The sequence below is a fragment of the Mycobacterium nebraskense genome (genome assembly GCF_002102255.1).
In the GTDB taxonomy this organism is placed as follows: domain Bacteria; phylum Actinomycetota; class Actinomycetes; order Mycobacteriales; family Mycobacteriaceae; genus Mycobacterium; species Mycobacterium nebraskense.
Window position 1 is genome coordinate 130,379 of record NZ_LQPH01000066.1, and the last position, 24,777, is coordinate 155,155.

The following is a 24,777-nucleotide window of genomic DNA, read 5'->3' on the forward strand; positions in this document are numbered from 1 at the left end:
GCTAGCGTGACGTTCGACGCAGTTTGCGATGGAAGGGGCGCCATGAGCCTGGTAGCCGGACGTGGTCCGTTCAGCAGTAATCCGGCCGGGCGGTTCTCGCCTGCGATACCCGCCGATGTCGTCTTCATCGAGCCTCATCCGCGGCGCGTGCAAGCCGTCCAGGACGGGCGGTTGGTGATCGACACCGAAGGGGCGCTCCTGGTGCACCGGCGGGGCCAACCGCTCAGCTATGTCTTCCGGGCCGACGAGGTCGGCGACCTACCCACCGAACCTGAGCCGGAGGCGCCGGGCTTCGTGCACGTGCCATGGGACGCCGTCGACAGTTGGCTGGAAGAGGGCCGCGAACTCGTCCACTACCCACCCAACCCCTACCACCGCGTCGACTGCCGCCCCACCAAGCGCCGCCTGCGAGTCTCGGTCGCCGGCACGGTGCTGGTGGACACCGAGGACACCGTGATCGTGTTCGAGACCTCGCTGGAGCCCCGGCTCTACGTCGATCCGCTGCACGTGCGCACCGACCTGCTGCGCCGCTCGGACACGTTGAGCTACTGCAACTACAAGGGCTTCGCCACCTACTGGTCCGCCGCCGTGGACGGCCAGGTGGTCGACGACATCGCCTGGAGCTATGCGGATCCGCCACCGGAAAGCCTTCCCATCAAAGGGTTTTTGAGCTTCGACCTCGCCCGGGTCGATGTCGTCGCCGACCTGCCGACGACGACCTCGGCTAGCTAGCCAGCCCGACGATCATCAGCATGAACAGCACCCCGCCGAGTGTGCACGCCAAGGTCGCAGGGATGCGATGTCCGGCGTGCGCCCTCGGCAGGATGTCGGCGCTGGCCAGATACATCAGGAAACCGGCGAAAAATCCGAGATATAACTCGAGTAGGCGATGGGGAATCGTCACGGCCAACGTGAGAGCCGCACCGGCCAGCGGCGCGACAGCATCAGCGGCCAGCAGTGCCAGCGCCCTTCGACGGTCATTTCCATAGAGCGATGTGACGGTGTAGGTGTTGAAGCCGTCCGCGAAATCGTGGCCGATCACCGCCACCGCCACCACTGCGCCCGCCCCGGCTCCGGCCTGAAAGGCGGCCCCGATGGCGAATCCGTCCATGACGCTATGGCCGATCAGCCCCGACGCGGCAAGGATCCCGACGCCGGGCGCATCCGAATTGCCGGCATCGTCGGATCCGTGGCCGCGATGGATGCCGACCGTGTGTTCGATGAAATGCAGTACCAGAAAGCCGAGAACGAAGGCCACCAGTGGGGCAGGTATGCCGAACAGGCTCCAAGGCCTCTGGCTCAGCGCTTCCGGCAGCAGGTCGAAAGCCACCGCGCCGAGCATCAATCCGGCGGCCAGGCCGAGAACCAGATAGCGGTAGGAACCGATGCGCAGCGCCGCATAACCGCCCAGCAATGTGGTGATGAACGAACCGAGGGCGACGAGGACAACCACTGCGGGCCTACCTCTCTGCGACCGATACTCGGTGAAAAGGTAGCGCGAGGGCCGGCGACTGGCGACCGCGGCTGACGTCACCCGCCGTAGCTGGGGCGTCCCAGCTTGAGCTGATGCTGGGCGATCATGTTGCGGAACACTTCTAGGGTGCCGCCGTAGATCCCCAGCGGCAGCGCCAGCCGGTAAAGGTGTTCTGCCGCACCGTCGGTGGCGGAGCCCGGAGTTTCGGTGGGCAACGCCGACGCGGTCCCCAGGATGTCCATCAGATCCGGGGTGACGTCGCGCATCGTCTGCGCGACCGCGACCCGCCCGAACATCCCGGGCGTGGACAGCGCCGCCTCCATCCGGGCGACGTCGCGCCCTAGCCGGTATTTCACCGAATCGTCGTCCAACGGCCGCCGCCCATCCGCACCCGGTTGAGCGACGGCGGCCGCGACGGCGTCGACCACTTCGGCCATCAGGTCGCCGTGCGCTGCCATCGCGGCAATGTATTGCAGGCCATGGTCTTCCGGATTCACGATGCCGTGCTCGGAGTCCAGCGCCGCACGCATGACCGTCCAGCCACCGTTCACTTCGCCGATGCGGTAGAGGTCGTCGACGCGGACGTCGCTGTAGTAGACGATGTTGGTGCGGTCGCCGTCCAGGGTGCGGATGCCCTGGATCTCGACACCCGGTGAGTCGAGTGGCACCAGAAACATGGTCAGGTTCCTGTGTTTCGGGCCTTGGGGGTCGGTGTTGGTGAGCAGAAAGACGTACCTGGCGTTCTGCGCGTTGGAGGTGAACATCTTGGAGCCGTTGATCACCCACGCATCTCCGTCGCGCACCGCGCGCGTCTTGCAGGTCGCGACGTCCGAGCCACCTTCGGGCTCGGTGTAGCCCAGGCATAGCCGGATCTCGCCGGACAGCACGCCCGGCACGACTTTGTCGGCGAGTTCCGGCGCCCCGAATTGCCACACCAGCCGAGCGACGACGGAGGTGGTGCCCCAGTGATACCAAGGCGTGTGGGCCCGGGCAATCTCGAGATGGAAGATGCGGCGACGGACCGGGCTGAAGCCACCCTCGGACTCCAGCTTCCAATCCGATGCCAGGTAGCCGGCTTCGCCCAGCGCCAGATGCACGCGCTCGTCGAAGTTCTCGCCGAACTCCAGCTGCCGATGGAGCACGTCGTCGGTGACGTGCTTCGCGATGAACGCCCGGGTGTCATCGCGGAATGCCTGGTCCTCGGCCGAGAGTTCGACGTGGGAAAAATCCATCAGACCGCGTCGATCACCAGGGTGCGGAAACGGTCGAGGGTCTCGAGTGCGTGCGCCATGCTGTCGCCGGGAAGGTGGACGCTCACCCACGTCACGCCCAGTTTCGCCAGCTTCTCCAAGCCGTCGAGGTAGGCGTCGGCGTTGAATTCGTCGTCGGTGGGGCTGCCGCCCTCGAAGTTGGTGAAGGTGATGTCGATCGCCGACCAGTCCCTGCCCGCGGCATCGCACCGGCGCCGCAGGTCGTCGATGCCGTCGGTGAGGCGCGCCACCGAGTCGATCACCGCCGTGCCCGCCGTCTGGGCCAGTTGCGGCGGGGCGGGGAACGGGCACCACCCGTCGCCGTATTGCGCCACGCGCTGGCGCGATGACGACGTGTTGCCGCCGATCCAGATCGGCGGGTGCGGGTCACTCAGCGGGCGGGGGTGCGCGGTGATCCCCCGTGCGCTGAAATGCTTTCCCTCATAGGTGATGTCGTCGCCGGTCCAGACCGCCCGGATCACCTCTAGAGCTTCCTCGAACAGTTCTGCCCGCTCGTCGTAGCTGACCCCCAGCGCGGCGAACTCCCGCTTGAGGTAACCCACCCCCACCGCGAGCGTGAACCGGCCTCCGGAGAGCAAGTCCAGCGTGGCCCCAGATTTGGCCACCACGAACGGGTTTCGATACGGCAACACCACGATATTGGGGATCAGCCGCAGCGTGGTCGTCGTGGCCGCCGCGAAACCCAGTGCGACAAAAGGATCCAACGCGTCGTGCCCGCCGGCTTCCAGCCACCGCTGCGACGGCGCCGGGTGATCGGTGAAGCCGAACCCGTGAATGCCGGCCGCTTCAGTTGCCGCGGCCACCTTCCCGATGCCGTCTCCGCTCACCAGCTCCGGGTTGTACGGGTGGCTGTGCATCGGGTGGGTGATGGTGAAGTGCATGAACGCGGCCAGCCGCTAGAACCGCGCGCGGGAATCGATGGCCGCGTCGGTGGTGCGCAACGGCCGGATCAGCGCCTCCTGGGCGAAGGAGCACAGCAGCTCGCCCTCCTCGGAATGCACGGTGCCGCGCACATACGACATTCCCGCACCCACCTGAGTGCTCTCGTGGGTGTAGAGCAGCCACCCATCCCAGCGCACCGGTTCATGGAACGCGACCGAAATGCTCATCGGTGCGGTGGACACCGTCAAGTGCGCCTGGGCGGTGCCGATGCCGGCGTGCGCGCGCATGGTGGTGGAAATCCCCAGATGTCCGGTGAAGTACGCGACGAGCGCCTTGGCCAAATCGTCCCGGGTCGGAATCGGGTCGTAGTACAGCCACACGTACAGCTCCGGCGGGCCCACCTCGTCGGGACTGTTGACGTCGACAACGTCGACAATTCGCACTTCCCGCCCGATCATCGGCATCTCGCATTGGTTGGCGTCGGCGGGCGCGGCCACATCGGGACGCGGCAGGTGGTGGCGGATGACATCGCCGGTCGGGACGTCGGCCAGCACGGTGATGCTCAGGCAGCGCCGACCGTTTTGATGCACGGCGACCACCGCGGTGGCGGTGGACCGGCCCTCGGCGACGACGTCGAGGACGAGCTCGATCGGCGGGCCGACGGTCACGGCGCGGGAGAACACCGCGTGCGCCGAGCGCACCGACTTGTCCGGGAATCGCTTGGCCACCGCGACAATCGCCTGGGCGAGCACCTGGGTGCCTTCCACCACCTGCCGTTCGTCGCCGACGGCGATGCCGGTGTCACCGGTGAACCGGTCCTGCCCGTCGGCCTGCACGTCGAACAGGTCCAGCAAGCCCCGCACCGTCCACTCGGTCTGCTCAGATTCCGTGGTCAAATCCGCTCCACCTCTCGTGCTAGCAGCTCACGGCTCAGCGTGACACTTTGAGTAGGATTTGTAAAGCTTGGCTAACAAGACTGTGGCCCAGCGGCAGGATTCCCCGACGGAACGCACAGGGAGGCAACACAATTGGGCATCGTGACAAGCACTTCGGAGACCGCATTCACCCAGTCCGCAGAGACCGTCTACGACTTCGTCACCAACCCCGAGAACTGGACGAAGACCTACCCCGGCAGCGCGCACATCGGCAACCTGCCGGAGCTTCCGTTGCGAGTCGGCGACACCTGGCAGGAGGCGGGACCCGAGGGGAACCGGATCTTCAGCTGGCAGCTGGCCATCGCCACGCGGCCGACGCTCTTCGTGTTCACCTCGATCGGGCGCCTAGGCCACGATCGCGACGGTAATGGCGGGATGGAAGGCCGCATCACGGTGTCGTACCGGTTCACCAGGCCGGGTCAGGACATCACACTGTTCTCCCGGACCATGACGATCGAGGCAGCCAAGGACGCCCCGCTGCCGGACCAGCTCTTTCAGCAGGTCAATCCGGCGAAGATCGACGCGTACCACGAGGCCGTCGCGCGGGAACTCGCCCGGTCGCGAGATTGACACCGATACCCGCGGTGCATGACACTTTGGCGGTGTTTTGTAAAGCGGAAGTTGTGGTCCAAGGCGTGCGCGGATGATTCCCGAACCGCTGGCCAACAGCTTTTGCTTCGGCGAAGGACCACGCTGGTTCGAAGGACTGCTGTGGTTCTCCGACATGCTAGGCGAAGCGGTACACACCTCCACCATGGGTGGCTCGCTGACCACGTTGCCGCTGCCCGGACACTCCCCGTCGGGCCTGGGTTTTCGCCCCGACGGATCGCTGCTGATCGTCTCGGCCGAAGACCGGAAGGTGCTGCGCTACGACGGTGAAACCGTCGACACCATCGCCGATCTCGCCGAACTGGCACCGGCCAACCTCGGCGACATGGTCATCGACGACGCGGGGCGAGCCTACATCGGATGCCAGGCATTCAGCGGCGGCCTGATCATCCGGCTCGACCCGGACGACAGCGCCACCGTTGTCGCCTCGGACCTCGACTTTCCCAACGGAATGGTGATCACGCCGGACCGCACGACCCTGATCGTCGCCGAGTCGGTCGGCCGGCGGCTGACCGCGTTCACCATTGGTGCGGACGGCGCGCTGACCGACCGCCGCGTTTTCGCCGACGGCCTGGACGGGCCACCCGACGGCATCGCGCTCGACGCCGACGGCGCGGTGTGGGTGTCGATGACGCTGGCCCACCAATTCGAGCGGATCATCGAGGGCGGCGCCGTGACCGACCGCATCGACATGGGTGAGCGCGTCGCCATCGCCTGCGCGCTCGGCGGCCCCGAGCGCCGGACGCTGTTTTTGTTGTCCAGCACGGAGGCGTACCCCCAGCGCCTGGTCGGCACCCGGCTGTCGCGGTTGGATGCCGTCACGGTGACCACGCCCGGCGCCGGACTGCCCTGACGAGAGGTTGACGATGACCGACTCCTACTACGAGCTCATCGACGGCGACGACCCGTTGGGTGAGAAGTTCCGGGCGACCGACCTGGCGCGCGGCACCTGGTCTGCGGCGATACAACACGGCGGGCCGGTGTCAGCGCTCCTGGTGCGGGCGCTGGAGCGGTGCGAACAGCGCGACGACACCCGCCTGTCCCGCGTCGTCATCGACCTGCTGGGCGGGGTGCCCGCCGAGGGCGACCTGTGGGTCAGCTCGCAGGTGCAGCGCGGCGGCAAACAGATCGAACTGGTCAGCGCCGAGATGCTGGCCCCCGGGCCCGATGGCGTGCCCCGGCCGGTCGCGCGTGCCAGCGGATGGCGGTTGCAGACGGTGGACACGCAGGCGCTGGCCCACGCCGCCGCTCCACTGCCCGGGCCGCGCAGCGAGGCGCGCAACCGCAACCTCAGGGCACGGGATTGGGACCGCAACTACGTGCACAGCCTGGACTGGCTCTGGCTGACGGAGCCGCTGAGCGAGGGCCCGGGCGAATCGTGGATCCATCCGACCGTGGACCTGGTCACCGGCGAGAGCATGACACCGCTGGAGCGCCTGTTCGCGGTGGCCGACTGCGCCAACGGCATCGGCAGCAAGCTGGACATCACCCGGTGGACGTTCCTCAACACCGATCTGGCGGTACACGTGTTCCGGGTTCCCGACGGGGAATGGATCGGCATTCGCGCCGAGACCAGCTACGGCCCGGACGGCATCGGGACCACGGTCGGCACATTGTTCGACGAGCGGGGCGCGGTCGGCGCCATCCAACAGTCGGTGTTGGTGCGCCCGCGCCCGGGCAAGCCTGGCCGGGAAGCGAAATGACCTTGATCCACTTCGTAGAGTTGCAGATATGAGCCGTCCGGCCCAGACCGCAGAGCCCGACACCTCGACGCGCCAGCGCATCCTCGACGCGACCGCCGAGATCCTCGGCCGCAACGGCAAAACCAAGCTCAGCCTTTCCGACGTCGCCGCCCAGGCCGGGGTTTCGCGCCCGACGCTCTACCGCTGGTTCGCGTCCAAAGAGGAGCTGCTGTCGGCCTTTTCGAGTTACGAGAGGCAGATCTTCGAGAGCGGCCTGGTCCGGGCGACCGCGGGTCTGAAGGGGGTCGACAAACTCGACGCGGTGCTGCGGTTCATCGTCGAGTATCAGCATTCGTACTCGGGTGTGCGCATGGTCGACGTCGAGCCCGAGCACACCATCTCCCAGTTCTCCTGGGTCATCCCACAGATGCGGGAGGGCCTGCAGCGGCACCTGCCTGGACCCAACGCCGCGGTGAAGGCGGCGACCGTGATCCGGATCGCGATATCGCACTACATCGTCCGCAGCGACGACGCGGACCAGTTCTTGGCGCAGCTACGGCACGCGGTGGGAATCAAGGGCAGCTAGTCAGTCGAACAACACCGCGGCGTTGAGGTAGCCGGTCGGGTCCAGGGCGGCTTTGATGGTCCGCATCGCCGCGATGTCAGCGGGCTCCCGTGACATGCCGAGGTAGCGCCGCTTGCGCGTGCCGACGCCGTGTTCGGAGCTGACGTTGCCGCCGGATCGCGCGATGAGTTCCATCATCGGCTCGTACAGGGCGCGCTCCCGGTCGACCGGGCAGCGCAACACGTTGAGGTGCAGGTTGCCCTCGCCGATGTGGCCGAACAGCACGGGTAGCGCCTCCGGGGCGTGAGCACCGATCAAATCGACTGCCTCCCTGGCGAATCCGTCGATGGACGACAGAGGCAAGGAGACGTCGAACTTCAGCGGCGGCCCGTACACGCCGAGCACCTCGGCGAGCGACTCGCGAACCTGCCACAACCGTTGCTGCGCACCAACATCCACGCCGACCGCGGGTTCGGAGCACATTCGCGCACCGTCGAGCAGGTCGGCGAGCCGGTCGGTCTGGTCGTGGTCGGCGGCCAGCTCCACCAGCAGCAGCCAGTCGCCCTCGACGGGTGAGCCGACCCCGAGGTGCTCGCCGGTCAGAGCGGCGGCCCGGCCGTCGATCAATTCCAGCGCGGCGATGCCGTCCACGTCCCGGAATGTCCGGCCGGCATCCACCAGGGCACCCAGTTCGGCGAACCCGCAGATCGCCGTCACCCGCCGCGACGGGGTCGGGTGCAGTCGCAGGTCCAGCGCGGTGATGACGCCGAGGGTGCCCTCGGCACCGACAAACAGCGACGACAGGTCGTAGCCGGTGTTGTCCCGACGCACCCGGCTGTGCCGGCGCAGCAGCGAACCGTCGGGCAGCGCCACCTGCAAGCCGACGACTTGTTCGCCCATGTTGCCGTACCGGACCGTGCGCAGGCCGCCGGCGTTCGTCGATGCCATCCCCCCGACGGTCGCGGTATCCCGGGCGGCCAGGTCCACCCCGAAGAGCAGTCCCGCAGCGCTCGCGGCGCGTTGCACCGCCGCCAGAGTGGCGCCGGCACCGACCCGGACGCGGCGCTCGACGGTGTCGACGTCGTCGAGGGCGTGCAGCCGCTCGGTGGACAGCAGCACGTCGTCGTGCTCAGGAACGGTGCCGGCCACCAGCGACGTGCGGCCGCCCTGCACCGTCACGTGCGCCCCGGCGTCCCGGCACACCCGCAGCACCTCGGCGATCTGCTCGGCCGAGCCCGGGCGCACCAGCGCGCTGGCCCGGCCCCGATAGCGGCCGGTGTGGTCGACGCTCCGGCCCGCGAGTACATCGGGATCGGTGACGACGTGCTTCGATCCCAGGACGTCGGCCAAGCTGCGCAGCATGCCCGCGGTTATAGCACCTCACGCCTCAAGTTTTGCTGCCGCCACAGCGTCAGCCGATTCCCAGGGTCTGCACCAACAGGCGACGTCCGAATCCGCTATCACCTGCGATATCACTTTCGCGGACCGACTGGGTGGTGCTGTGGCGGTACTGGCGTGACGGATGTGGCTGCGACAGTGCGCACCGCGCTAGAACTGCTTATGCGGCACGTCGGTCACCAGGCCACCGTCCATGACGAACTCGCTGCCGGTGGCGTAGGACGACTCGTCGCTGGCCAAGAACAAGACGAACGTCGAGACCTCGCGTGCCTCGGCCGGGCGGCCGAGCGGAATGGTCACCATGTCCTCGGGCAGGTGCGCGGTCATCGGCGTGCGGATGAAGCCGGGGTGCACGGAGTTGACCCGAATGTTGTGCGGCGCCAGCTCCAGAGCCGCGGACTTCGCCAGGCCGCGCACCCCCCACTTGGACGCGACGTAGGGGTGCACCATGGGCGCGCCCCGCAGGCCCTCGATGGAGGAGATGTTGATGATCGAGCCACCCCCGGCCGCGATCATCGGGTCGACGGCCACCCGCATACCCAGAAACGTTCCGGTCAGGTTGACGTCAATCACCTTCTGCCACTTGGCCAGATCGAAACTCCTCAATGGACCGAGCGCGACGGTCCCGGCGTTGTTGACCAAGACGTTGAGCTTGCCGAATTCGCCCACCGCCGTCTCGACGGCGGCGTCCCACTGGTCGGGCTGGGTGACGTCGAGGTGCACGTAGCGCACGGAGTCACCGATTTCGTCGGCCACCGCCTTGCCCTCGTCGTCGAGGATGTCGCCGATCACCACCTTGGCGCCTTCCTCCACCAGCAGCCGCGCATGCTCGGCGCCCATCCCGCGGGCGCCGCCACTGATGAGTGCGACTTTGCCTTCTACCCGTCCCACAGGGACTCCTTTCGATTTAGGTGCTCACCAAAGTGGTTGGTGCGTAAAGGCCTTTTCCGGTCACCAACGGCAGGTCCAGCGTGGTCCGGATGCCGGGCGGTGCGGCGATGACCGCGGGAATGGCGTTGACGATGCGCCCGGCCGCACCGACGATCGCGGCGTGGTTGTGGTCGCCCTTGCGGCTGCTGGGGACGATGTCGACGGCGTAGGAGGGCTCGCCGGTGATCTCGACGCGGTAGGAGCCGCCGCCGGCGGCCGGCTGCGCCCAGTCGGGTCGCAGGTCCGGCCGCAGCCGGGTGATGTGCTCGATGACGATGGCCGCCCGCCCGTTGGACATGCCGCGGATCTCGAATTGCAGTGCGGCCATGGTGCCCTCGGGAACGCGCCCGACCGCGATGTCGAAGTCTTCCGGCGCCGGCTCGCGCTGGTAGGACTCGGTGATCTCGTCGATCTCGATGCCCAGGCCGGCCGCCAGCTGACGGATCGCCGTCCCCCAGGCGATGCCGAGGATGCCCGGCTGCAGCAGCATCGGCACCTCGTCGAGGGGCCGGCCGAATCCCATGTAGTGCATGACCTCCGCGCCGTCGTAGGTGGCGTAGTCGGCGATCTCCATGCAGCGCACCTGCTCGATGCTCTGACAGGTGCCCGCCAGCGCGAACGGGATGAGGTCGTTGATGAATCCGGGGTCGACGCCGGTGATCAGGATGCTCGAATTGCCTTGCCGGGCCGCGTCTTCGACGCGGTCGATGTACTTGTCGGGCATCACGCCCCACGGGAATTGCAGTAGTCCGGGCGAGGATCCGACGACGTTGACGCCGGCGGCCAGGATGCGCATGACGTCGGCCATCGCGTCGGGCAGCCGGGTGTCGCCCATGGCGCAGTAGACGACGCACTCGGGCTTGGTGGCCAGCAGTGCGTCGAGGTCCGCGACGGCCGTGACGCCGGTGACCACACCGGCCTGAAGGCCGACGCCGCACAGTTCGCCGGCGTCCTTGCCCACCTTCTCCGGGGTGGACACGCACACGCCCGTCAGCTCGAACTGCGGGTTGGTGATCAGTTCGGCTAGGGCTAACCCTCCGACATTTCCGGTACCGACGTGCGCGACGCGGATCGCCATGAGAGTCTCCGTCCTTTGAGCGCTCCAAACTTTTCTAGACAGTAGTCCATAAAATTGACAGCGCATACCGGCGGACTGGTCGCGACCCTGCGGGCAGAATGACTCGCTGATGGCACAACGCGAAGACGTCCAATTCCCCTCCGGTGGCGATCTGATCAGCGCCTGGCTCTACCGACCGCCGGGCAGCGGACCCGCGCCGCTATTGGTGATGGCGCACGGCCTGGGCGCGGTGCGCAGCATGCGGCTGGATGCCTACGCCGAACGATTCAGCGCGGCGGGCTACGCCTGTCTGGTGTTCGACTACCGCAACTTCGGCGACAGCGAGGGCAAGCCGCGCCAGGTGCTCGACGTCGGTCTGCAGCTCGCCGACTGGGCCGCGGCCGTCGCCTACGCCCGCACCCTGCCCGGCATCGATCCCGATCGAATCGCCCTGTGGGGCACCTCTTTTGCCGGCGGACACGTGATCGCCACGGCGGCCCGGCTGCCGGGCATCGCCGCCGCCGTGGTCCAGTGCCCGTTCACCGACGCCGTCGCGTCGATACGAACGCTGTCCCCGCTGATCTTTTTGCGCGTCGGCATCCTGGGGGCCCGCGACCTGATCGCCGCCCGGCTCGGGAAACCACCGGTAATGATTCCCACGGTGGGGCGACCGGGCGAGGTCGCGCTGATGAACGCACCCGACGCCTACCCGGGCTATCTGAAACTCGTGCCCGAGGGTGCGGACATCCCGCAGGAAGTGGCGGCCCGGATCGCGTTGAAGATCATGGCCTATCGGCCGGGACGCCTTACCCCCAAGATCGCCTGCCCGATCCTGTTCTGCGTGTGCGAAGCCGACTCGGTGGCGCCCGCGGCACCGACGCTGCGCTATGCGGCCAAGGCTCCGCACGGTGAGGTCAAGCTTTATCCCGAGGGCCATTTCGCGATCTACGTCGACGAGGCGTTCGACCGGGTCGTCGCCGACCAGATCGCGTTCCTCGACAAGCACCTGAAGGGCACCTAATGGCGATCGCTGGCGCGGCGTAGCCAAGCGAAGCGGGTCGCCACCATCGGGACTAGGGGCCGAGCGGGGAACTCGTGCGGATCGCTTCGTCACGGATCAGGCCACGCAGCAACGCGGTGCTGAATTCGGCGGCGATCTCCTTGGCGCTGCGCCGTCCACTCGGCCGCAACCAGCGGTAAGCGCCCAGTGTCATGCCGATGTATCCGAGCGCCAGAACGTGGGAGTCGCACTGGTAGAACTCGCCGCTGGCGATCCCCCGGTCGATAAGGCCGTGGACGTGCTCGTAGACCTGGGTTTCCTTCTCCCGGACCGCGGCGACCTGTTCTTCGGTGAACCACTCGGCGATGTAGGGCGCCTCCTGAAAGTAGACGGCGGCCCGCTCCGGGTTGGCCGCGATGCCGGTGAGCAACCGAACCGTGTACTGGTAGAGCGCCTCGCGGGCCGTCCAGGACGGATCGTCGTGGACTGCGGCCAACGTGCCTTCGGCGGCCTGCTGATAGATGTCGTAGAGGATGAGGGACTTGCTGGCGTAGTAGTGGTAGACCGTCGCCTTGTTCAGGCCGATCACGTCGGCGACGTCATCCATCCGGGTGCCGTGGTAGCCGCGGGCGGCGAACAGCTTGGTGGCAACGGCCAGCAACTCCTCGCGCCGCGTTAGTCCGTTCTCGGATGCCATCTGTACTCGCTATCGTCACTGCCGGGCGGGACGTTGGGGTGCCGGGCAAGGCCAATTATCAATCAACTGGTTGGACAGTTTAGGCAAACGCAAGGTGTCGCCCCGACGAGGATGGGACTAGACTCGCCTCGGAAAGCTCAAGTCGCGACTGGAGGGGTGGCCTCATGGATCCGAGCCCGGACTACGACGCTAGCGACGAGATCGAGTTCTTCTTCCGCTATGTCCCGTGGGGCCTGCGCGGCGTCGTCGACGGCAACGGCTACCCGCCGCCCGCATACCCGCCGGTCTAGAGACTCACAGCGCCTTCAGTTCCTCGGCGACCTCGGTCACCGATTTCTTCGCATCCCCGAACAGCATCGTCGTCCCCTCGGCGTAGAACAGCGGGTTGTCGATGCCCGCGAACCCCGAGTTCATCGACCGCTTGAGCACGATCACCGACTTCGCCTTGTCCACGTTCAGGATGGGCATGCCGTAGATCGGGCTGGACGTCTCGTTGCGGGCGGCCGGGTTGGTGACGTCGTTGGCGCCGATGACGATCGCGACGTCGGTGCGGGCGAACTCGTCGTTGATGTCGTCCATGTCCTTCATGGCGTCGTAGTCCACCTCGGCCTCGGCCAGCAGCACGTTCATGTGCCCGGGCATGCGGCCCGCCACCGGGTGGATCGCGTACTTCACGGGCACACCCTTGTCCTCTAGCAACGACGCCATGTCCTTGACGGCGTGCTGTGCCTGCGCGACCGCCAGCCCGTAGCCGGGAACCACGATCACCTGGTTGGCGTACGCCATCTGGATCGCCGCGTCGGCGGCCGAGGTCGCCTTGACGTGTTTGTCGCCGCCGTCCCCGCCGGCACCCGGAGCCACGCCCCCACCGCCGAAGCCGCCGGCGACGATCGCCGGAATTGAGCGGTTCATCGCCTTGGCCATGAGGTTGGTCAGGATCGAGCCGGACGCGCCGACGATCATGCCGGCCACGATCATCGCGGTGTTGTTGAGCGCCAGGCCGGCGGCCGCGGCCGACAGCCCGGTCATCGCGTTGAGCAGCGAGATGACCACCGGCATGTCGGCGCCGCCGATCGGCAGCACCACCATCAGCCCGAGCACGCCGGCGGCGGCCAGTAGGCCGACCATCCACCACAGCGGCACCCCACCGGTGGCGGGATGCGCGTGCAGGCCGATGACCACCGCGGCCACCACCGCCGCGATGAGCAGCAGCGCGTTGATCGGTTGCTGGGCCTTGCCGAGGCCGATCGGCGCCCCGGAGATGATCTCCTGCAGCTTGCCGAACGCGATGATCGATCCCCAGAACGAGATCGACCCGATGATCGCGGCGAACAGCGACGCCACCACGATCTGCACGGTCGGCGACTCCCCGTGCTGGAACGCCGAAAAGCCTTTGGTATCAATGAATTCCGAAAGCGCAATGAGCGCAACCGTGCCGCCGCCCACACCGTTGAAGAACGCCACCAGCTGCGGCATGGCGGTCATCTTGGTCAGCCGCGCCGGCGGCACTCCGAGCACGACACCCACGACCAGGCCGGCGATGATCAACACCCACGACTCGGTGTGCCGGATCTTGATCAGCGTCGCCGCCACCGCCAGGGCCATACCGACCGCGGCGATCAGGTTTCCCCGCACCGCGGTCTTGGGCCCGGTCAGGCCCATCAAGCCATAGATGAAGAGCGCGAACGAAATGATGTAGAGGACGGTGACCAGGTAGTTCATTTCGCCGCCAGGTCCTCGGTCTTTGCGGGCACTCGCTTCTTGCCCTTGAACATGCCCAGCATCCGGTCGGTGACGATGAAGCCGCCAATGACGTTCAGCGTGCCGAACACCACCGCGACGAACAGGATGATCTGCACCGCCAACGACGGATGCTCAACCTCGCCGAAGACCACCAGCGCGCCCAGCACCACGATGCCGTGAATGGCGTTCGTCCCCGACATCAGCGGCGTGTGCAGCGTGTTGGGCACCTTGGAAATGACCGCGAACCCGACGAACCCGGACAGCACCAGGATCGCCAGGTTGGCCAATAGCTCGTCGTACATGTAGTCCTCTCAGGCGCGGATTAGTCGCGCCGCTCCTCAGCGTCACTTCGTTCCGCATCGTCGCCGGCGCGGGTCACACAGGCCGCCGCGACGACCACGTCGTCGAAGTCGGGGGCCAGCTTGCCGTCGGTGATCAACAGGTCCAGTAGCGCCGTGATGTTCTTGCTGTAGAGCTCGCTGGCGTGCTCGGGCATCGTTGCCGGCAGGTTCAGCGGCGAGGCGATGGTGACGTCGTGCTTGACGACCGTCTGTCCCGGCTCGGTCAGTTCGCAGTTGCCCCCGGTCTCCCCGGCCAGGTCCACCACCACGCTGCCGGGCTTCATCGACTCCACCGCCGCGGCGGTGACCAGTCGCGGCGCGGGCCGTCCCGGGACCAGCGCCGTGGTGATCACCACGTCGAACCCGGCGATCGCTTTTTCCAGGGACTGCTGCTGCTGGGCGCGTTCCTCCTCGGTGAGCTCGCGGGCGTACCCGCCCTCACCGGCCGCATCAATGCCGAGCTCCAGCCACTGAGCCCCGACCGAACGGACCTGGTCGGCCACCTCCGGGCGCACGTCGTACCCGGAGGTGCGCGCGCCCAGCCGTTTGGCCGTTGCCAGGGCTTGCAGCCCGGCGACCCCGACGCCGAGCACCAGCACGCTGGCCGGCTTCACGGTGCCGGCCGCGGTCGTCAGCATGGGGAAGAATCGGGTCGACTCCGACGCGGCCAGCAGGACGGCCTTGTAGCCGGCGACGTTGGCCTGCGACGAGAGCGCATCCATGACCTGGGCTCGCGAGATTCGCGGAATGGCCTCGAGCGCGAACGCCTGCACACCGGCCTCGGTGAGCGCGCCGATCGAGTTCTCGGCGTTGCGCGGTGCCAGGAAACCGATCAGCGTCTGCCCGCGGCGCAGCCTGCCGACCTCTTCTTTGGTCGGCGGGGCAACCTTCACGACGACGTCGGCGGCCCAGGCGTCCCCGATGCTGGCGCCGGCCTCGGTGTAGAGCAGGTCGGGCAGCAACGCGCCTTCGCCCGCACCCGACTCGACCACTACCGCCACACCGCTGCTGACCAGCGACGCCACCGCCTTGGGTACCAGCGCGACCCGCCGTTCGTCGGCCCCGGATTCGGCGACCACCCCTACCGTCGTCTGCGCATCTGTCATGGCGCGTACATCTGCTTTCCCGCACTTTCCTGCCGTTTGGATGTGCCGCTGGCTGGCCGCACGCTTCGCTACCTTAACGCTTGCAGGGTTTCACCCCGGACGTGCGATCGACCGGGGCGGGATACCCCGGGCGCAGCCGATCGACTCCCGTCGATGGTTCGTTACCCGGGGCGCACGCAGTAGCTGCCGCCGCGTTGTGTAGTCACAAGACGGCGTTGTGGCCAGCCGGCTACCAGAGCGGGATCTCCTGGCCGTGCTCCGCTGCCGGCCGTGGCCCGAAGTAGCGGCGCTCGGACTCGTCGATCCGCACGTCGTTGATGCTGGCCTCGCGGCGCGCCATCAACCCCGACGGGGAGAACTCCCACAACTCGTTGCCGTAGCTGCGGTACCACTGGCCGCTCGCGTCGTGGCACTCGTATTGAAACCTCACGGCAATGCGGTTGTCGTGGAAGTCCCACAAGCTTTTTCGCAGGGCGTAGTCGAGCTCGCGCTGCCACTTGCGGGTCAGAAACGCCACGATCTCGTCGCGGCCCACGACGTGTTCGTCTCGGTTTCGCCACTGCGAGTCGGGCGTGTACGCCAGGCTGACACGGTGCGGGTCGCGGGTGTTCCAGGCGTCCTCGGCGGCCTGCACCTTCTCCAGGGCCGTCTCGGAGGTGAACGGAGGAAACGGCGGACGGGATTCGGTCACGCCGTCCATGGTGCGCGGCCGGGGTCCCGACCGCGAGACTGAATCCACGCACACGCGTCGCGGCGTGTCGTGTGCGTGGATTCAGTGTCGCGAAGGTGAACCAATGCGACTCGCCATATCGGGCGTCTTAGCACGTGTCCTATCGTGACGGCATGGACTTCGCGATGTCGGCCAAAGCCAACGACTACCACAAGCGACTGTCCGACTTCATGACCGAGTACGTCTTCCCGGCCGAGGCCGACTACGACAAGTACCGGCACGAGGCCGGCCCGAACGATCACACCGTCCCGCCGATCATCGAGGAGCTGAAGACCAAGGCCAAAGAGCGGGGCCTGTGGAACCTGTTCCTGCCGGCCGAGTCGGGCCTGACCAACCTGGAATACGCGCCCCTGGCCGAGCTGACCGGCTGGAGCCTGGAGATCGCGCCCGAGGCGCTCAATTGCGCGGCGCCAGACACCGGCAACATGGAGACCCTGCACCTGTTCGCCACCGAGGAGCAGCGCAAGCGCTGGCTGGAGCCGTTGCTCAACGGCGAAATCCGCAGCGCCTTCTCGATGACCGAGCCGGCGGTCGCCAGCAGCGACGCGCGCAACATCGAGACCTCCATCGTGCGCGACGGAGCGGACTACGTGATCAATGGCCGCAAATGGTGGACCTCCGGAGCGTCGGACCCGCGGTGCAAGATCCTCATCGTGATGGGCCGCACCAACCCCGAGGCGGCAAGCCATCAACAACAGTCGATGGTCCTGGTGCCGATAGACACCCCCGGCGTGACCGTGGTCCGCTCCACCACGGTCTTCGGCTACCAGGACCAGCCCGGGCACTGCGAGATCATCTACGACAACGTCCGGGTGCCGACCACCAACCTGCTCGGCGAAGAGGGGGGCGGCTTCGCGATCGCCCAGGCGCGGCTGGGCCCCGGCCGCATCCACCACTGCATGCGCGCCCTTGGCGGCGCCGAACGTGCACTGGCCCTGATGGTCGACCGGGCCCGCACCCGGGTGGCGTTCGGCCGCCCGCTGGCCGAGCAGGGGGTGGTGCGCGAGGCAATTGCCAAGTCGCGCAACGAAATCGATCAGGCCCGGCTGCTGTGCGAGAAGGCGGCGTGGACAATCGACCAGCACGGCAACAAGGCCGCGCACACGCTGGTGTCCCAGATCAAGGCGGTGGCGCCACGAGTGGCCTGCGATGTGATCGACCGCGCGATCCAGGTGCACGGCGCCGCCGGGGTCAGCGAGGACACCGTGCTGGCCCGGTCCTACGGCTGGCATCGGGCCATGCGCCTCTTCGACGGTCCCGACGAGGTGCACATGCGGACCATCGCGCGCTCCGAGATCGGCCGGGAGAAGTCTCCGCTCGCCGCGGCGGTCACCTCACATGGGTAGGGCTGTCCTCCGGGAATTGCCCGGCGCGTGGAACTTTCGCGATGTCGCCGACGGCGCGGGCGCGCTGCGACCGGGCCGGCTGTTTCGGTCCAGCGAGCTGAGCCGCCTGGATGACGGCGGCCGGACAACGCTGATCGAACTGGGCATCACCGACGTCGCCGATCTACGCGCCGCCCGTGAGGTCGCCCGCCGCGGGCCTGGACGGGTGCCGGACGGCGTCGACGTTCACCTGCTGCCGTTCCCGGACCTCGCCGACGACGCCGGCGAAGGCGACGAAGCCCCCCACGAACACGCGTTCCGGCAACTGATGACCAACGGCGATCCCGACGAGTCCATCAACGAAACCGCCGCCCGCTACATGGTCGACGAGTACCGCCAGTTCCCCACCCGCAACGGTGCCCAGCGTGCGCTGCACCGCGTCGTCACGCTGCTGGCCGCCGGGCGGCCGGTCCTCACGCACTGCTTCGCGGGCAAGGACCGCACCGGCTTCGTGGTGGCGACGGTGCTGGAGACCGTCGGCATCGATCGCGACACCATCGTCTCCGACTACCTGCGCAGCAACGACGCCGTCGCGGAGTTGCGGGTCCGGATCTCCGAGATGATCCAGCAGCGCTCGGAAACCGAACTGACGCCGGAGGTGAGGACCTTCACCGAGGCCCGGCTGTCCGACGGTGTTCTCGGCGTCCGGCCGGAGTACCTGGCCGCCGCGCGCCAGACCATTGACGAGCAATTCGGGTCGCTGGACGCCTATTTGAGCGACGCGGGCATCACCGAGGCCGACGTGGATCGACTACGCCAGGCGCTGCTCGCCTGAGTCGAATCACGCGGCCCCGGCCCTGACCGCTATAGCTTGAAGTTGGCCTGCTTGGCCGCGGAGAGGTCGTCGATCTCCGACCAGTGCGAGGCGACGTCCTCCACTGACGGCGGCTTGTCGAAGTTGGCACCCTCGTTCTGGAACAGTGCCACCCGCTGCACCTTGCCTCCGCCGACGACGAAAACCGAAGCGGTGTTGGGGTTTTCCTCGGTGCACAGGTAGGCGACCACCGGCGCGACATACTCGGGCGTCAGCTTCTCGAGCACCTCCTTGGGGAGGATGTCCTCGGTCATCCGGGTTGCCGCGATCGGCGCGACGGCGTTGGCGTGGATGTTGTACTTCGCCCCCTCCTGCGCCAGCGTGTTGATCATGCCGACCAGGCCGAGCTTGGCCGCGCCGTAGTTGGTCTGCCCGAAGTTGCCGAACAACCCACTGGTGGAGGTGGCGACGACGATCCGGCCGTAGCTCTGCTCGCGGAAATGCGGCCAGGCGGCGCGCAGCACGTTGTAGCCGCCGTAGAGGTGCACCTTGAGCACGGCGTCCCAGTTCTCGAACGTCATCTTGTGGAAGGTGCCGTCGCGCAGGATCCCGGCGTTGCTCACCACGCCGTGCACGGCACCGAACTCGTCGAGCGCCGTCTTGATGATGTTCTCGGCGCCCTCGGGCTCCGCGACGCTGTCGTAGTTGGCGGCCGCACGGCCACCCGCGTCCTTGATTTCCTTGACCACTTCGTCGGCCATGTTGTGGCCGGCACCGGTACCGTCACGCGCACCGCCGAGGTCGTTCACGATGACGCTGGCGCCCTCCCGGGCCAGGGTCAGGGCGTATTCACGGCCCAGTCCCCCGCCGGCTCCGGTGACGACGATGACGCGATCCTGCACTCCGGGCATCAGGTTCCTCTCTAAGGTGAAAACTACGTTCTAGCAAGTAATTTCGAGCAGGTCAGAACATTCTGCGGGCCATCTTGAACGCCCGCGCGGTGTACGGCGGGTAAATGAAGCTCGACAGGTCGGGCCGGGTCGGCTTGGTCAACACCGACTTGCGGTGGCTGAACTCCTCGAAGCCGTAACGGCCGTGATAGGCGCCCATCCCCGATGCGCCGACACCGCCGAAAGGCAGCTTGGCCGTCGACACCTGGAAGGCCAGGTGGTTGACCAGCATGCCGCCGGCCGGCACCTCCTTGATCACCCGCTCGCGCGTCTCGCGCGTCTTGGTGAACAGGTAGGCGGACAGCGGCTTGGGCCGCGAGTTGATGAAACGTATTGCGTCGTCCAGGGATTGGACGGTGATCACCGGCAGCACCGGTCCGAAGATCTCGTTCTGCATCAACGGTCCGTCCGGGTCGGGGTCGACCACGACGGCGGGTTGGATGCGCAGGGTCGACGGGTCACACTTGCCACCGACGACGACCTTGCCGTCCCCACCGGCGAGGTAGCCGCTGATCCGGTCGAACTGACGCTGGTTGACGATCCGCATTCCGTTGGGCTTGTCCGACGTGAACTTCGTGACGGCAGCGCCGATCTTGCTCACCAGCTCGTCGCGAATCTTGGCGTCCGCCAACACGTAGTCGGGGGCGACACAGGTCTGTCCGGCGTTCAGCAGCTTCATCCAGGCGATCCGCTTGGCCGCGACGTCCACGTCGGCGTCGGCCGCCACGATCACCGGGCTCTTGCCGCCGAGCTCCAGCGTGCACGGGGTGAGGTGCGGTGCGGCGCCTTCGTAGACCTTGCGGCCGATCTCGGTGCCGCCGGTGAACAGCACGCGGTCCAGGCCCTGGGCGATGAGCTCCTGGCTGACCGAACCGTCGCCCTCGACGACGGCTATCGCGTCGTTGTCCAGGTATTTGGGCACCAGCTCGGCCATCAAGTGTGCGGACGCCGGGGCGATCTCCGAGGGCTTGAGAATGACGGCATTTCCCGCGGCGATCGCGCCGACGGCCGGGCCCAGCGTCAGGTAGAACGGGTAGTTCCAGGCGCCGATGATCAGCACGGTGCCGTAGGGCTCGTATTCGATCCAACCGCGGCCGGGCAGCTGCGCCATCTCGAGCAGCTGGTATTTGCGGCGCGTCCACCTGCGCACCCGCTTGGCCGCGTACTTCGCTTCGCCGGCCGTGGTGGCGATATCGGCGATAAACGCCTCGAACGGGCTGCGGTCCAGATCTTCGGCGAGAGCGGCCGCGATGGCCGCCTCGTTCTCTTCCATCAGCTTGGCCAACTGCAGCAACTGCCGTCTGCGCCACTCGACGTCGCGGGTGCGGCCGGTGGCGAAGGTCTTGCGCAGCCGGTCCACCGTCGCGGGGACGTTCGCGGCCTGCGGAGTCGGCGCGCCATTGGCGGAGGATGTCTTGGGTGTAACCGATTCGGTGGTCATCGTTGTCCTTCCCCTGCTTCGGTCATCCCGGATGCGCACGCTGCTCGTCGCATGAGCGCTCATTGGGTGATAACCGCGATCCTAACCATCCGGTTGGGAGAGCAGTAAGGAAGATCCTGCGAGGTGCGGTCAGGCTTTGGTTGCCGTCACAATTACAGCCGCTCGGCGATGACGAAGTCGGAGAAGGCGTCCTTGTCATCGGCCAGCGGGACGTTCTCGATCCAGCGGCCCAGCCGGCGCATCTCGTCCGTGGAGCGCTGCGCTTGCGCCCGCCAGCCGTGGTTGTTGAGCCAGTCCGTGACGTTCGCCCGGTGCTCGTCGCGGTACATCAGCTCTCCGACGTCGACGGTCTCTTCCATTCCGAGCTCGTCGGCGACCTTCCTGAACCGCTCGCGCATCTGCTGCCTGCGCTCCTCGGCGTGCGCGGGCGCGGTTTCCGCCGAGACCCGGCTCCCGGCCGGGCTCAGCTCGCCGATCTGCGTGAACAGCCGGTCCTGCGCCTCGGCCGGCAGGTACATCAGCAGGCCCTCGGCCAGCCATGCGGTGCGCGCCGTCGGGTCGAAGCCCGCGTCGCGCAGCGCGGCCGGCCAGTCCTGCCGCAGGTCGATGGCCACCGCGCGGCGGTCGGCCGACGGCGACACGCCGTTGTCCGCCAACGTCTCGGACTTGTACTCCAGCACCTGGGGCTGGTCGATCTCGTACACCACGGTGCCGGCGGGCCAGTCGAGGCGGTACGCGCGCGAATCCAGGCCCGACGCCAGGATCACCACCTGCCGGATTCCGGCGGCGACGGCGTCTTTGAAGTAGGTGTCGAAGAAGTGCGTGCGCACCGCCTGATAGCTGCGCATGTGCTCGAGCTGCGCCGCGGATTCGGCGTCGAGTGCTTCGATCTTCTCCGCGACCTCGGGGTCGAGCATGTGCTCCCACAAGACCCCGGCACCGGCGTTGGTGACCAGAAGCTTGGCGTACGGGTCGCGGATGAGGGCGTCGGTCCGTTCGGTTTCGACAGCCCGGGCGGCGGCGACCATCACCGCCGTACTGCCGACACTGGTTTTGATGTCCCAGGTGTCGTCGTGGGTGCGCAGTGAGCTCATCGAGTTGCTCCTTGGGTCTTGGGGCGGAGGTCAGGCGGTCGGCTCGCCGAGACGCGCCCGCAGCAGCACGCTGCGCACCGCGTCTTCGGCCAGGTCGTCGGGTACCGGGCGGCCCAGCCGGGCCATTTCCTCGCGGTTGTCCACGGTGTGTACCTGCCAGCCGTGGTCGCTCAGCCATTGGGCCGCATCCGAACGGTCCGGCTCGTGATAGGTCAGCGCCTGCACGTTGACGTCCAGACCGAGCCGTTCCCGCATCCGCAGCCAGCGCTGCGAATTGCTGCGCGAGTTCATGCCGAACGCCTCGATGGCGACCCGGCTGTCCGGGGCGCTGAGGGCGGTGAACATCTCGAAGAGGCGGTCTTGCGCGTCGCTTGGCAGGTACGGGAGCAAGCCCTCGGCCAGCCACGCGGTCGGTTGGGTGCGGTCGAATCCCGCCGCGGCCAATGCCGCCGGCCAGTCGTCGCGCAGGTCAACGGCGACCGGGCGGCGGCTCGCGGTGGGAGCGACGCCATGCTGTTGCAGAATTCCGGTCTTGTACTCCAGCACCTTGGGCTGGTCGATCTCGTAGACCGCGGTGCCGTCCGGCCAGTTCAGGCGGTAGGCCCTCGAGTCCAGCCCGGCGGCCAGGATGACCACCTGCCGAATCCCGGCCTTGACGGCGTCCTCGAAGTACTCGTCGAAGAAGTGCGTGCGCACGGCCTGGTAGTCGATGCCGATGCGATGCGCGCGGCGTCCGTACTCATCGCCGTCGAGCCAGGTCAACTCGGGATCGGTGAGCCGGGCCCACGCCGGACCGGCCGAGGACACCAATATGCGCGCGAACTCGTCGCGGATCAGCGGGTTACTCCCGGCGGTTTCCGCCGCGCGTGACGCCGCGACGCCCAGCGCGGTGGCACCGACAAGTTCGGTGATGGCCCAGCTGTCGCCGGCAGATCTCAGGGAAGGCGGTAACGACTCGTCCAGATCAGTCATGACCTGACCATGCTACCGGGATAAGTTAGTTAGCCTATACGCTTTGTGCGCAACTTCACTGCGCGCGCAGGGCGCAAGCCCGCTAGGCCCCGGGCCGCCAGAGCGCGCCTTCCATCAGCTGTCGGAGCATCCCGGTCACGGCCAGCATCTGCTGGGGGCTCTCCACCCAGCCCGCGTACAAGCCGACACCGCACATGATGACGACCAGGGACTCGACCAGCGCCGACGCGTCGATGTCGGCGGCGAGCTCGCCGCGCTGGATCGCGTCATTGACGACCCGATCCAAAAATTCCCGGGCGGCCCGCACGGACTCATTTTCGGTCTTGTTCCATTCCGGGTGCCGCTGCGACTCGAGTACCCCGGAAATTATCAGCGCCGACCCGGACGGATTCTCGGAATTGGCGCGCACCGCCGCGGAGATGAATGTCGTCAGCTGCGCCACCATTGTGGTCTCCCGATCGGCCTCTCTGATCCCGGCTCCGATGATGGCTTCATTGGTTTGCTCCAATACCTCTCGATACAAGACGCGCTTGCTGGAGAAGTAATGGTTGATCGCCGGCCGGGTCAGATCGGCGCGGGCCGCGATGGCCTGAAAGGTCGCGCCGTCGTAACCGCGTTCGCTGAACACCAGGCGGGCGGCCTGCATGATCCGCTGTCGCGTCTCATCAGCCTTTGCGGCAGGGGGGCGTCCTGGCCTGCGGCTCACCCCTGAAGACATCGTTAAAGTGTGCCACCGCCATGGTGCGGCATTAGCGCATTTGGCGGAATGCTGCCGAACTTGCCGGCCTGGTAGTCCTGCACCGCCTCGACCAATTCCGCCCGTGAGTTCATCACGAAAGGGCCGTAGTGAAACACCGGCTCGCGAATGGGCCGGCCGCCCAAGAGCAGCACATCCATCGCCCCCAAAACCGATGTGCGGGACGATTCCTGTACCCGGTTGGCGCCCAAGGTGATTCGATCTCCGGGTCCGAGCACCGCCAATTGGCCCTCGCGGATCGGGTGAGCGACCGGACCGACATATCCGCTGCCGGACAACACGTATGCCAACGCATTGAATTCGCGCCGCCACGGCAGGTTGAGCCGGGCACCGTTTTCGATCGTGGCGTGCGCCAGCGTGATCGGCGTGTGGGTGACGCCGGGCCCCCGGTGATCGTCGATCTCGCCGGCGATGATGCGGACCAGCGCCCCGCCGTCGTCGGAGGCGATCAAGGTCGCGTCGCCACCTTCGATGGCCTGGTACCGAGGCGGCGCGAACTTGTCCCTTTTCGGCAGATTCACCCACAACTGGATGCCATGAAAGAGGCCGCCGCTGTCGACCAGTTCGGCGGGCGGCGTCTCGATGTGCAGGATCCCCGAACCAGCTGTCATCCACTGCGTCGCGCCGTCGGTGATCAGGCCGCCACCCCCGTGGGAGTCCTGGTGGGCGAACTTGCCGTCGATCATGTAGGTGACCGTCTCGAACCCGCGATGCGGGTGCCAGTCCGTGCCCCTGGGCTCGCCCGGCTGGTATTCCACCGCGCCCATCTGGTCCATGTGCACAAACGGGTCGAGGGCGGCGGCGCCGATCCCGGCGAAGGCGCGGACGACGGGAAAGCCCTCCCCCTCGTAGCCGCGCGGCCCGGTGGTGATCGACCGGACCGGGCGCTCGGCGTCGGTGGCGGCGGCCGGCCCGATACGTAATCAGAACTACCCATATAACCGGACCGCAGTCCGATTATTCCCCGGCGCGGCGCCGCGGCGCTGCATAAGATGACGTGGTGC

27 protein-coding genes are annotated in these 24,777 nt (G+C 67.3%); 9 read left to right on the forward strand and 18 right to left on the reverse strand.

What is annotated here, in order from left to right; all coding sequences use genetic code 11:
• The first annotated feature begins 42 nt into the window (after nt 1-42).
• Nucleotides 43-732 carry a DUF427 domain-containing protein gene (locus tag AWC17_RS06970; protein ID WP_046183944.1) on the forward strand — a complete coding sequence of 230 codons (690 nt, stop codon included), beginning with the start codon at nt 43-45 and terminating at the stop codon, nt 730-732.
• Here the strand turns inward: AWC17_RS06970 and AWC17_RS06975 are convergent.
• The 4 genes from AWC17_RS06975 to AWC17_RS06990 form a co-directional block, all read right to left on the reverse strand.
• Entirely contained in the window at nt 725-1,453 is a 729-nt protein-coding gene (locus AWC17_RS06975; protein ID WP_046183943.1) for a ZIP family metal transporter, read from the reverse strand. The two genes, AWC17_RS06970 and AWC17_RS06975, sit on opposite strands and share 8 nt — an antisense overlap.
• Before the next feature lie 77 nt (nt 1,454-1,530).
• Entirely contained in the window at nt 1,531-2,706 is a 1,176-nt protein-coding gene (locus AWC17_RS06980; RefSeq protein ID WP_046183942.1) for an acyl-CoA dehydrogenase family protein, read from the reverse strand.
• Entirely contained in the window at nt 2,706-3,626 is a 921-nt protein-coding gene (locus tag AWC17_RS06985) for an LLM class F420-dependent oxidoreductase (RefSeq protein WP_046183941.1), read from the reverse strand. The genes AWC17_RS06980 and AWC17_RS06985 overlap by 1 nt, the downstream gene beginning before the upstream one ends.
• A gap of 15 nt (nt 3,627-3,641) precedes the next feature.
• Nucleotides 3,642-4,523, reverse strand: a complete 882-nt coding sequence (locus AWC17_RS06990; RefSeq protein WP_082123014.1) for an acyl-CoA thioesterase — start codon at nt 4,521-4,523, stop codon at nt 3,642-3,644.
• Between the two features lie 132 nt (nt 4,524-4,655).
• On the opposite strand from AWC17_RS06990, the gene AWC17_RS06995 reads away from it, so the two are divergent.
• The 4 genes from AWC17_RS06995 to AWC17_RS07010 all read left to right on the forward strand — a co-directional run bounded on the left by AWC17_RS06995 (nt 4,656) and on the right by AWC17_RS07010 (nt 7,439).
• Complete coding sequence (locus AWC17_RS06995; RefSeq protein ID WP_046183939.1) at nt 4,656-5,132, forward strand: SRPBCC family protein; 477 nt, start codon at nt 4,656-4,658, stop codon at nt 5,130-5,132.
• A 73-nt stretch (nt 5,133-5,205) separates the two neighbouring features.
• Complete coding sequence (locus AWC17_RS07000; protein WP_046183938.1) at nt 5,206-6,024, forward strand: SMP-30/gluconolactonase/LRE family protein; 819 nt, start codon at nt 5,206-5,208, stop codon at nt 6,022-6,024.
• 13 nt (nt 6,025-6,037) lie between these two features.
• Nucleotides 6,038-6,874, forward strand: coding sequence for a thioesterase family protein (locus AWC17_RS07005; RefSeq protein WP_046183937.1), 837 nt, complete (start codon nt 6,038-6,040; stop codon nt 6,872-6,874).
• 28 nt (nt 6,875-6,902) lie between these two features.
• A complete protein-coding gene (locus tag AWC17_RS07010) occupies nt 6,903-7,439 on the forward strand; it encodes a TetR/AcrR family transcriptional regulator (RefSeq protein WP_046183936.1) in 537 nt (178 codons plus the stop codon).
• Here the strand turns inward: AWC17_RS07010 and AWC17_RS07015 are convergent, their stop codons facing one another.
• From AWC17_RS07015 to AWC17_RS07025, 3 genes are all read right to left on the reverse strand, one after another.
• Nucleotides 7,440-8,780, reverse strand: a complete 1,341-nt coding sequence (locus AWC17_RS07015) for an FAD-binding oxidoreductase (protein ID WP_046183935.1) — start codon at nt 8,778-8,780, stop codon at nt 7,440-7,442.
• Nucleotides 8,781-8,966: 186 nt separating this feature from the next.
• Nucleotides 8,967-9,707, reverse strand: coding sequence for a glucose 1-dehydrogenase (locus tag AWC17_RS07020; protein ID WP_046183934.1), 741 nt, complete (start codon nt 9,705-9,707; stop codon nt 8,967-8,969).
• Between the two features lie 16 nt (nt 9,708-9,723).
• Nucleotides 9,724-10,824 carry an NAD(P)H-dependent amine dehydrogenase family protein gene (locus AWC17_RS07025; RefSeq protein WP_046183933.1) on the reverse strand — a complete coding sequence of 367 codons (1,101 nt, stop codon included), beginning with the start codon at nt 10,822-10,824 and terminating at the stop codon, nt 9,724-9,726.
• 109 nt (nt 10,825-10,933) lie between these two features.
• On the opposite strand from AWC17_RS07025, the gene AWC17_RS07030 reads away from it, so the two are divergent.
• The gene (locus tag AWC17_RS07030) at nt 10,934-11,824 is read left to right on the forward strand and encodes an alpha/beta hydrolase (protein ID WP_046183932.1); all 891 of its coding nucleotides are present in this window, start codon (nt 10,934-10,936) and stop codon (nt 11,822-11,824) included.
• Between the two features lie 52 nt (nt 11,825-11,876).
• On the opposite strand, the gene AWC17_RS07035 is transcribed toward AWC17_RS07030, so the two are convergent.
• Complete coding sequence (locus AWC17_RS07035; protein ID WP_046183931.1) at nt 11,877-12,500, reverse strand: TetR/AcrR family transcriptional regulator; 624 nt, start codon at nt 12,498-12,500, stop codon at nt 11,877-11,879.
• Between the two features lie 164 nt (nt 12,501-12,664).
• Between AWC17_RS07035 and AWC17_RS31955 the strand changes: the two genes are divergently transcribed.
• Nucleotides 12,665-12,790: a hypothetical protein gene (locus AWC17_RS31955; RefSeq protein ID WP_007167223.1), complete on the forward strand. Its 126-nt coding sequence runs from the start codon at nt 12,665-12,667 to the stop codon at nt 12,788-12,790.
• A gap of 4 nt (nt 12,791-12,794) precedes the next feature.
• Here AWC17_RS31955 and AWC17_RS07040 read toward each other — a convergent pair whose 3' ends face one another.
• From AWC17_RS07040 to AWC17_RS07055, 4 genes are all read right to left on the reverse strand, one after another.
• Complete coding sequence (locus tag AWC17_RS07040) at nt 12,795-14,222, reverse strand: NAD(P)(+) transhydrogenase (Re/Si-specific) subunit beta (RefSeq protein WP_085164458.1); 1,428 nt, start codon at nt 14,220-14,222, stop codon at nt 12,795-12,797.
• Entirely contained in the window at nt 14,219-14,545 is a 327-nt protein-coding gene (locus AWC17_RS07045) for an NAD(P) transhydrogenase subunit alpha part 2 (RefSeq protein WP_046184557.1), read from the reverse strand. Before AWC17_RS07045 ends, AWC17_RS07040 begins: the two co-directional genes overlap by 4 nt.
• Before the next feature lie 20 nt (nt 14,546-14,565).
• Nucleotides 14,566-15,690, reverse strand: coding sequence for a Re/Si-specific NAD(P)(+) transhydrogenase subunit alpha (locus AWC17_RS07050; protein ID WP_046184556.1), 1,125 nt, complete (start codon nt 15,688-15,690; stop codon nt 14,566-14,568).
• Between the two features lie 229 nt (nt 15,691-15,919).
• Nucleotides 15,920-16,381, reverse strand: coding sequence for a nuclear transport factor 2 family protein (locus AWC17_RS07055; RefSeq protein ID WP_047322425.1), 462 nt, complete (start codon nt 16,379-16,381; stop codon nt 15,920-15,922).
• A 164-nt stretch (nt 16,382-16,545) separates the two neighbouring features.
• Between AWC17_RS07055 and AWC17_RS07060 the strand changes: the two genes are divergently transcribed.
• A complete protein-coding gene (locus AWC17_RS07060) occupies nt 16,546-17,766 on the forward strand; it encodes an acyl-CoA dehydrogenase family protein (RefSeq protein ID WP_046184560.1) in 1,221 nt (406 codons plus the stop codon).
• Entirely contained in the window at nt 17,759-18,580 is an 822-nt protein-coding gene (locus AWC17_RS07065; RefSeq protein WP_046184554.1) for a tyrosine-protein phosphatase, read from the forward strand. The genes AWC17_RS07060 and AWC17_RS07065 overlap by 8 nt, the downstream gene beginning before the upstream one ends.
• 29 nt (nt 18,581-18,609) lie before the next feature.
• Here AWC17_RS07065 and AWC17_RS07070 read toward each other — a convergent pair whose 3' ends face one another.
• The 6 genes from AWC17_RS07070 to AWC17_RS07095 all read right to left on the reverse strand — a co-directional run bounded on the left by AWC17_RS07070 (nt 18,610) and on the right by AWC17_RS07095 (nt 24,690).
• Entirely contained in the window at nt 18,610-19,470 is an 861-nt protein-coding gene (locus tag AWC17_RS07070) for an SDR family oxidoreductase (RefSeq protein ID WP_046184553.1), read from the reverse strand.
• A 52-nt stretch (nt 19,471-19,522) separates the two neighbouring features.
• Nucleotides 19,523-20,950: an aldehyde dehydrogenase family protein gene (locus tag AWC17_RS07075; protein ID WP_046184552.1), complete on the reverse strand. Its 1,428-nt coding sequence runs from the start codon at nt 20,948-20,950 to the stop codon at nt 19,523-19,525.
• Nucleotides 20,951-21,102: 152 nt separating this feature from the next.
• Nucleotides 21,103-22,035, reverse strand: coding sequence for a class I SAM-dependent methyltransferase (locus tag AWC17_RS07080; RefSeq protein WP_141224543.1), 933 nt, complete (start codon nt 22,033-22,035; stop codon nt 21,103-21,105).
• Between the two features lie 39 nt (nt 22,036-22,074).
• Complete coding sequence (locus tag AWC17_RS07085; RefSeq protein ID WP_046184550.1) at nt 22,075-23,016, reverse strand: class I SAM-dependent methyltransferase; 942 nt, start codon at nt 23,014-23,016, stop codon at nt 22,075-22,077.
• Between the two features lie 82 nt (nt 23,017-23,098).
• Nucleotides 23,099-23,734, reverse strand: a complete 636-nt coding sequence (locus AWC17_RS07090) for a TetR/AcrR family transcriptional regulator (RefSeq protein ID WP_046184549.1) — start codon at nt 23,732-23,734, stop codon at nt 23,099-23,101.
• 2 nt (nt 23,735-23,736) lie between these two features.
• Entirely contained in the window at nt 23,737-24,690 is a 954-nt protein-coding gene (locus tag AWC17_RS07095; protein ID WP_046184548.1) for a pirin family protein, read from the reverse strand.
• Between the last annotated feature and the right edge of the window lie 87 nt (nt 24,691-24,777).

What these genes read in the sequence shown, in the direction of transcription:
- AWC17_RS06985 (WP_046183941.1), bottom strand. Translation starts at nt 3,626, where the DNA reads ATGCACTTCACCATCACCCACCCGATGCACAGCCACCCGTACAACCCG.
- AWC17_RS07070 (WP_046184553.1), bottom strand. Translation starts at nt 19,470, where the DNA reads ATGCCCGGAGTGCAGGATCGCGTCATCGTCGTCACCGGAGCCGGCGGG.
- AWC17_RS07005 (WP_046183937.1), top strand. Translation starts at nt 6,038, where the DNA reads ATGACCGACTCCTACTACGAGCTCATCGACGGCGACGACCCGTTGGGT.
- AWC17_RS06970 (WP_046183944.1), top strand. Translation starts at nt 43, where the DNA reads ATGAGCCTGGTAGCCGGACGTGGTCCGTTCAGCAGTAATCCGGCCGGG.
- AWC17_RS06980 (WP_046183942.1), bottom strand. Translation starts at nt 2,706, where the DNA reads ATGGATTTTTCCCACGTCGAACTCTCGGCCGAGGACCAGGCATTCCGC.
- AWC17_RS07035 (WP_046183931.1), bottom strand. Translation starts at nt 12,500, where the DNA reads ATGGCATCCGAGAACGGACTAACGCGGCGCGAGGAGTTGCTGGCCGTT.
- AWC17_RS07000 (WP_046183938.1), top strand. Translation starts at nt 5,206, where the DNA reads ATGATTCCCGAACCGCTGGCCAACAGCTTTTGCTTCGGCGAAGGACCA.
- AWC17_RS07045 (WP_046184557.1), bottom strand. Translation starts at nt 14,545, where the DNA reads ATGTACGACGAGCTATTGGCCAACCTGGCGATCCTGGTGCTGTCCGGG.
- AWC17_RS07090 (WP_046184549.1), bottom strand. Translation starts at nt 23,734, where the DNA reads ATGTCTTCAGGGGTGAGCCGCAGGCCAGGACGCCCCCCTGCCGCAAAG.
- AWC17_RS07025 (WP_046183933.1), bottom strand. Translation starts at nt 10,824, where the DNA reads ATGGCGATCCGCGTCGCGCACGTCGGTACCGGAAATGTCGGAGGGTTA.
- AWC17_RS07050 (WP_046184556.1), bottom strand. Translation starts at nt 15,690, where the DNA reads ATGACAGATGCGCAGACGACGGTAGGGGTGGTCGCCGAATCCGGGGCC.
- AWC17_RS07085 (WP_046184550.1), bottom strand. Translation starts at nt 23,016, where the DNA reads ATGACTGATCTGGACGAGTCGTTACCGCCTTCCCTGAGATCTGCCGGC.
- AWC17_RS07040 (WP_085164458.1), bottom strand. Translation starts at nt 14,222, where the DNA reads ATGAACTACCTGGTCACCGTCCTCTACATCATTTCGTTCGCGCTCTTC.
- AWC17_RS31955 (WP_007167223.1), top strand. Translation starts at nt 12,665, where the DNA reads ATGGATCCGAGCCCGGACTACGACGCTAGCGACGAGATCGAGTTCTTC.
- AWC17_RS07010 (WP_046183936.1), top strand. Translation starts at nt 6,903, where the DNA reads ATGAGCCGTCCGGCCCAGACCGCAGAGCCCGACACCTCGACGCGCCAG.
- AWC17_RS07060 (WP_046184560.1), top strand. Translation starts at nt 16,546, where the DNA reads ATGTCGGCCAAAGCCAACGACTACCACAAGCGACTGTCCGACTTCATG.
- AWC17_RS07015 (WP_046183935.1), bottom strand. Translation starts at nt 8,780, where the DNA reads ATGCTGCGCAGCTTGGCCGACGTCCTGGGATCGAAGCACGTCGTCACC.
- AWC17_RS07065 (WP_046184554.1), top strand. Translation starts at nt 17,759, where the DNA reads ATGGGTAGGGCTGTCCTCCGGGAATTGCCCGGCGCGTGGAACTTTCGC.
- AWC17_RS07075 (WP_046184552.1), bottom strand. Translation starts at nt 20,950, where the DNA reads ATGACCACCGAATCGGTTACACCCAAGACATCCTCCGCCAATGGCGCG.
- AWC17_RS07030 (WP_046183932.1), top strand. Translation starts at nt 10,934, where the DNA reads ATGGCACAACGCGAAGACGTCCAATTCCCCTCCGGTGGCGATCTGATC.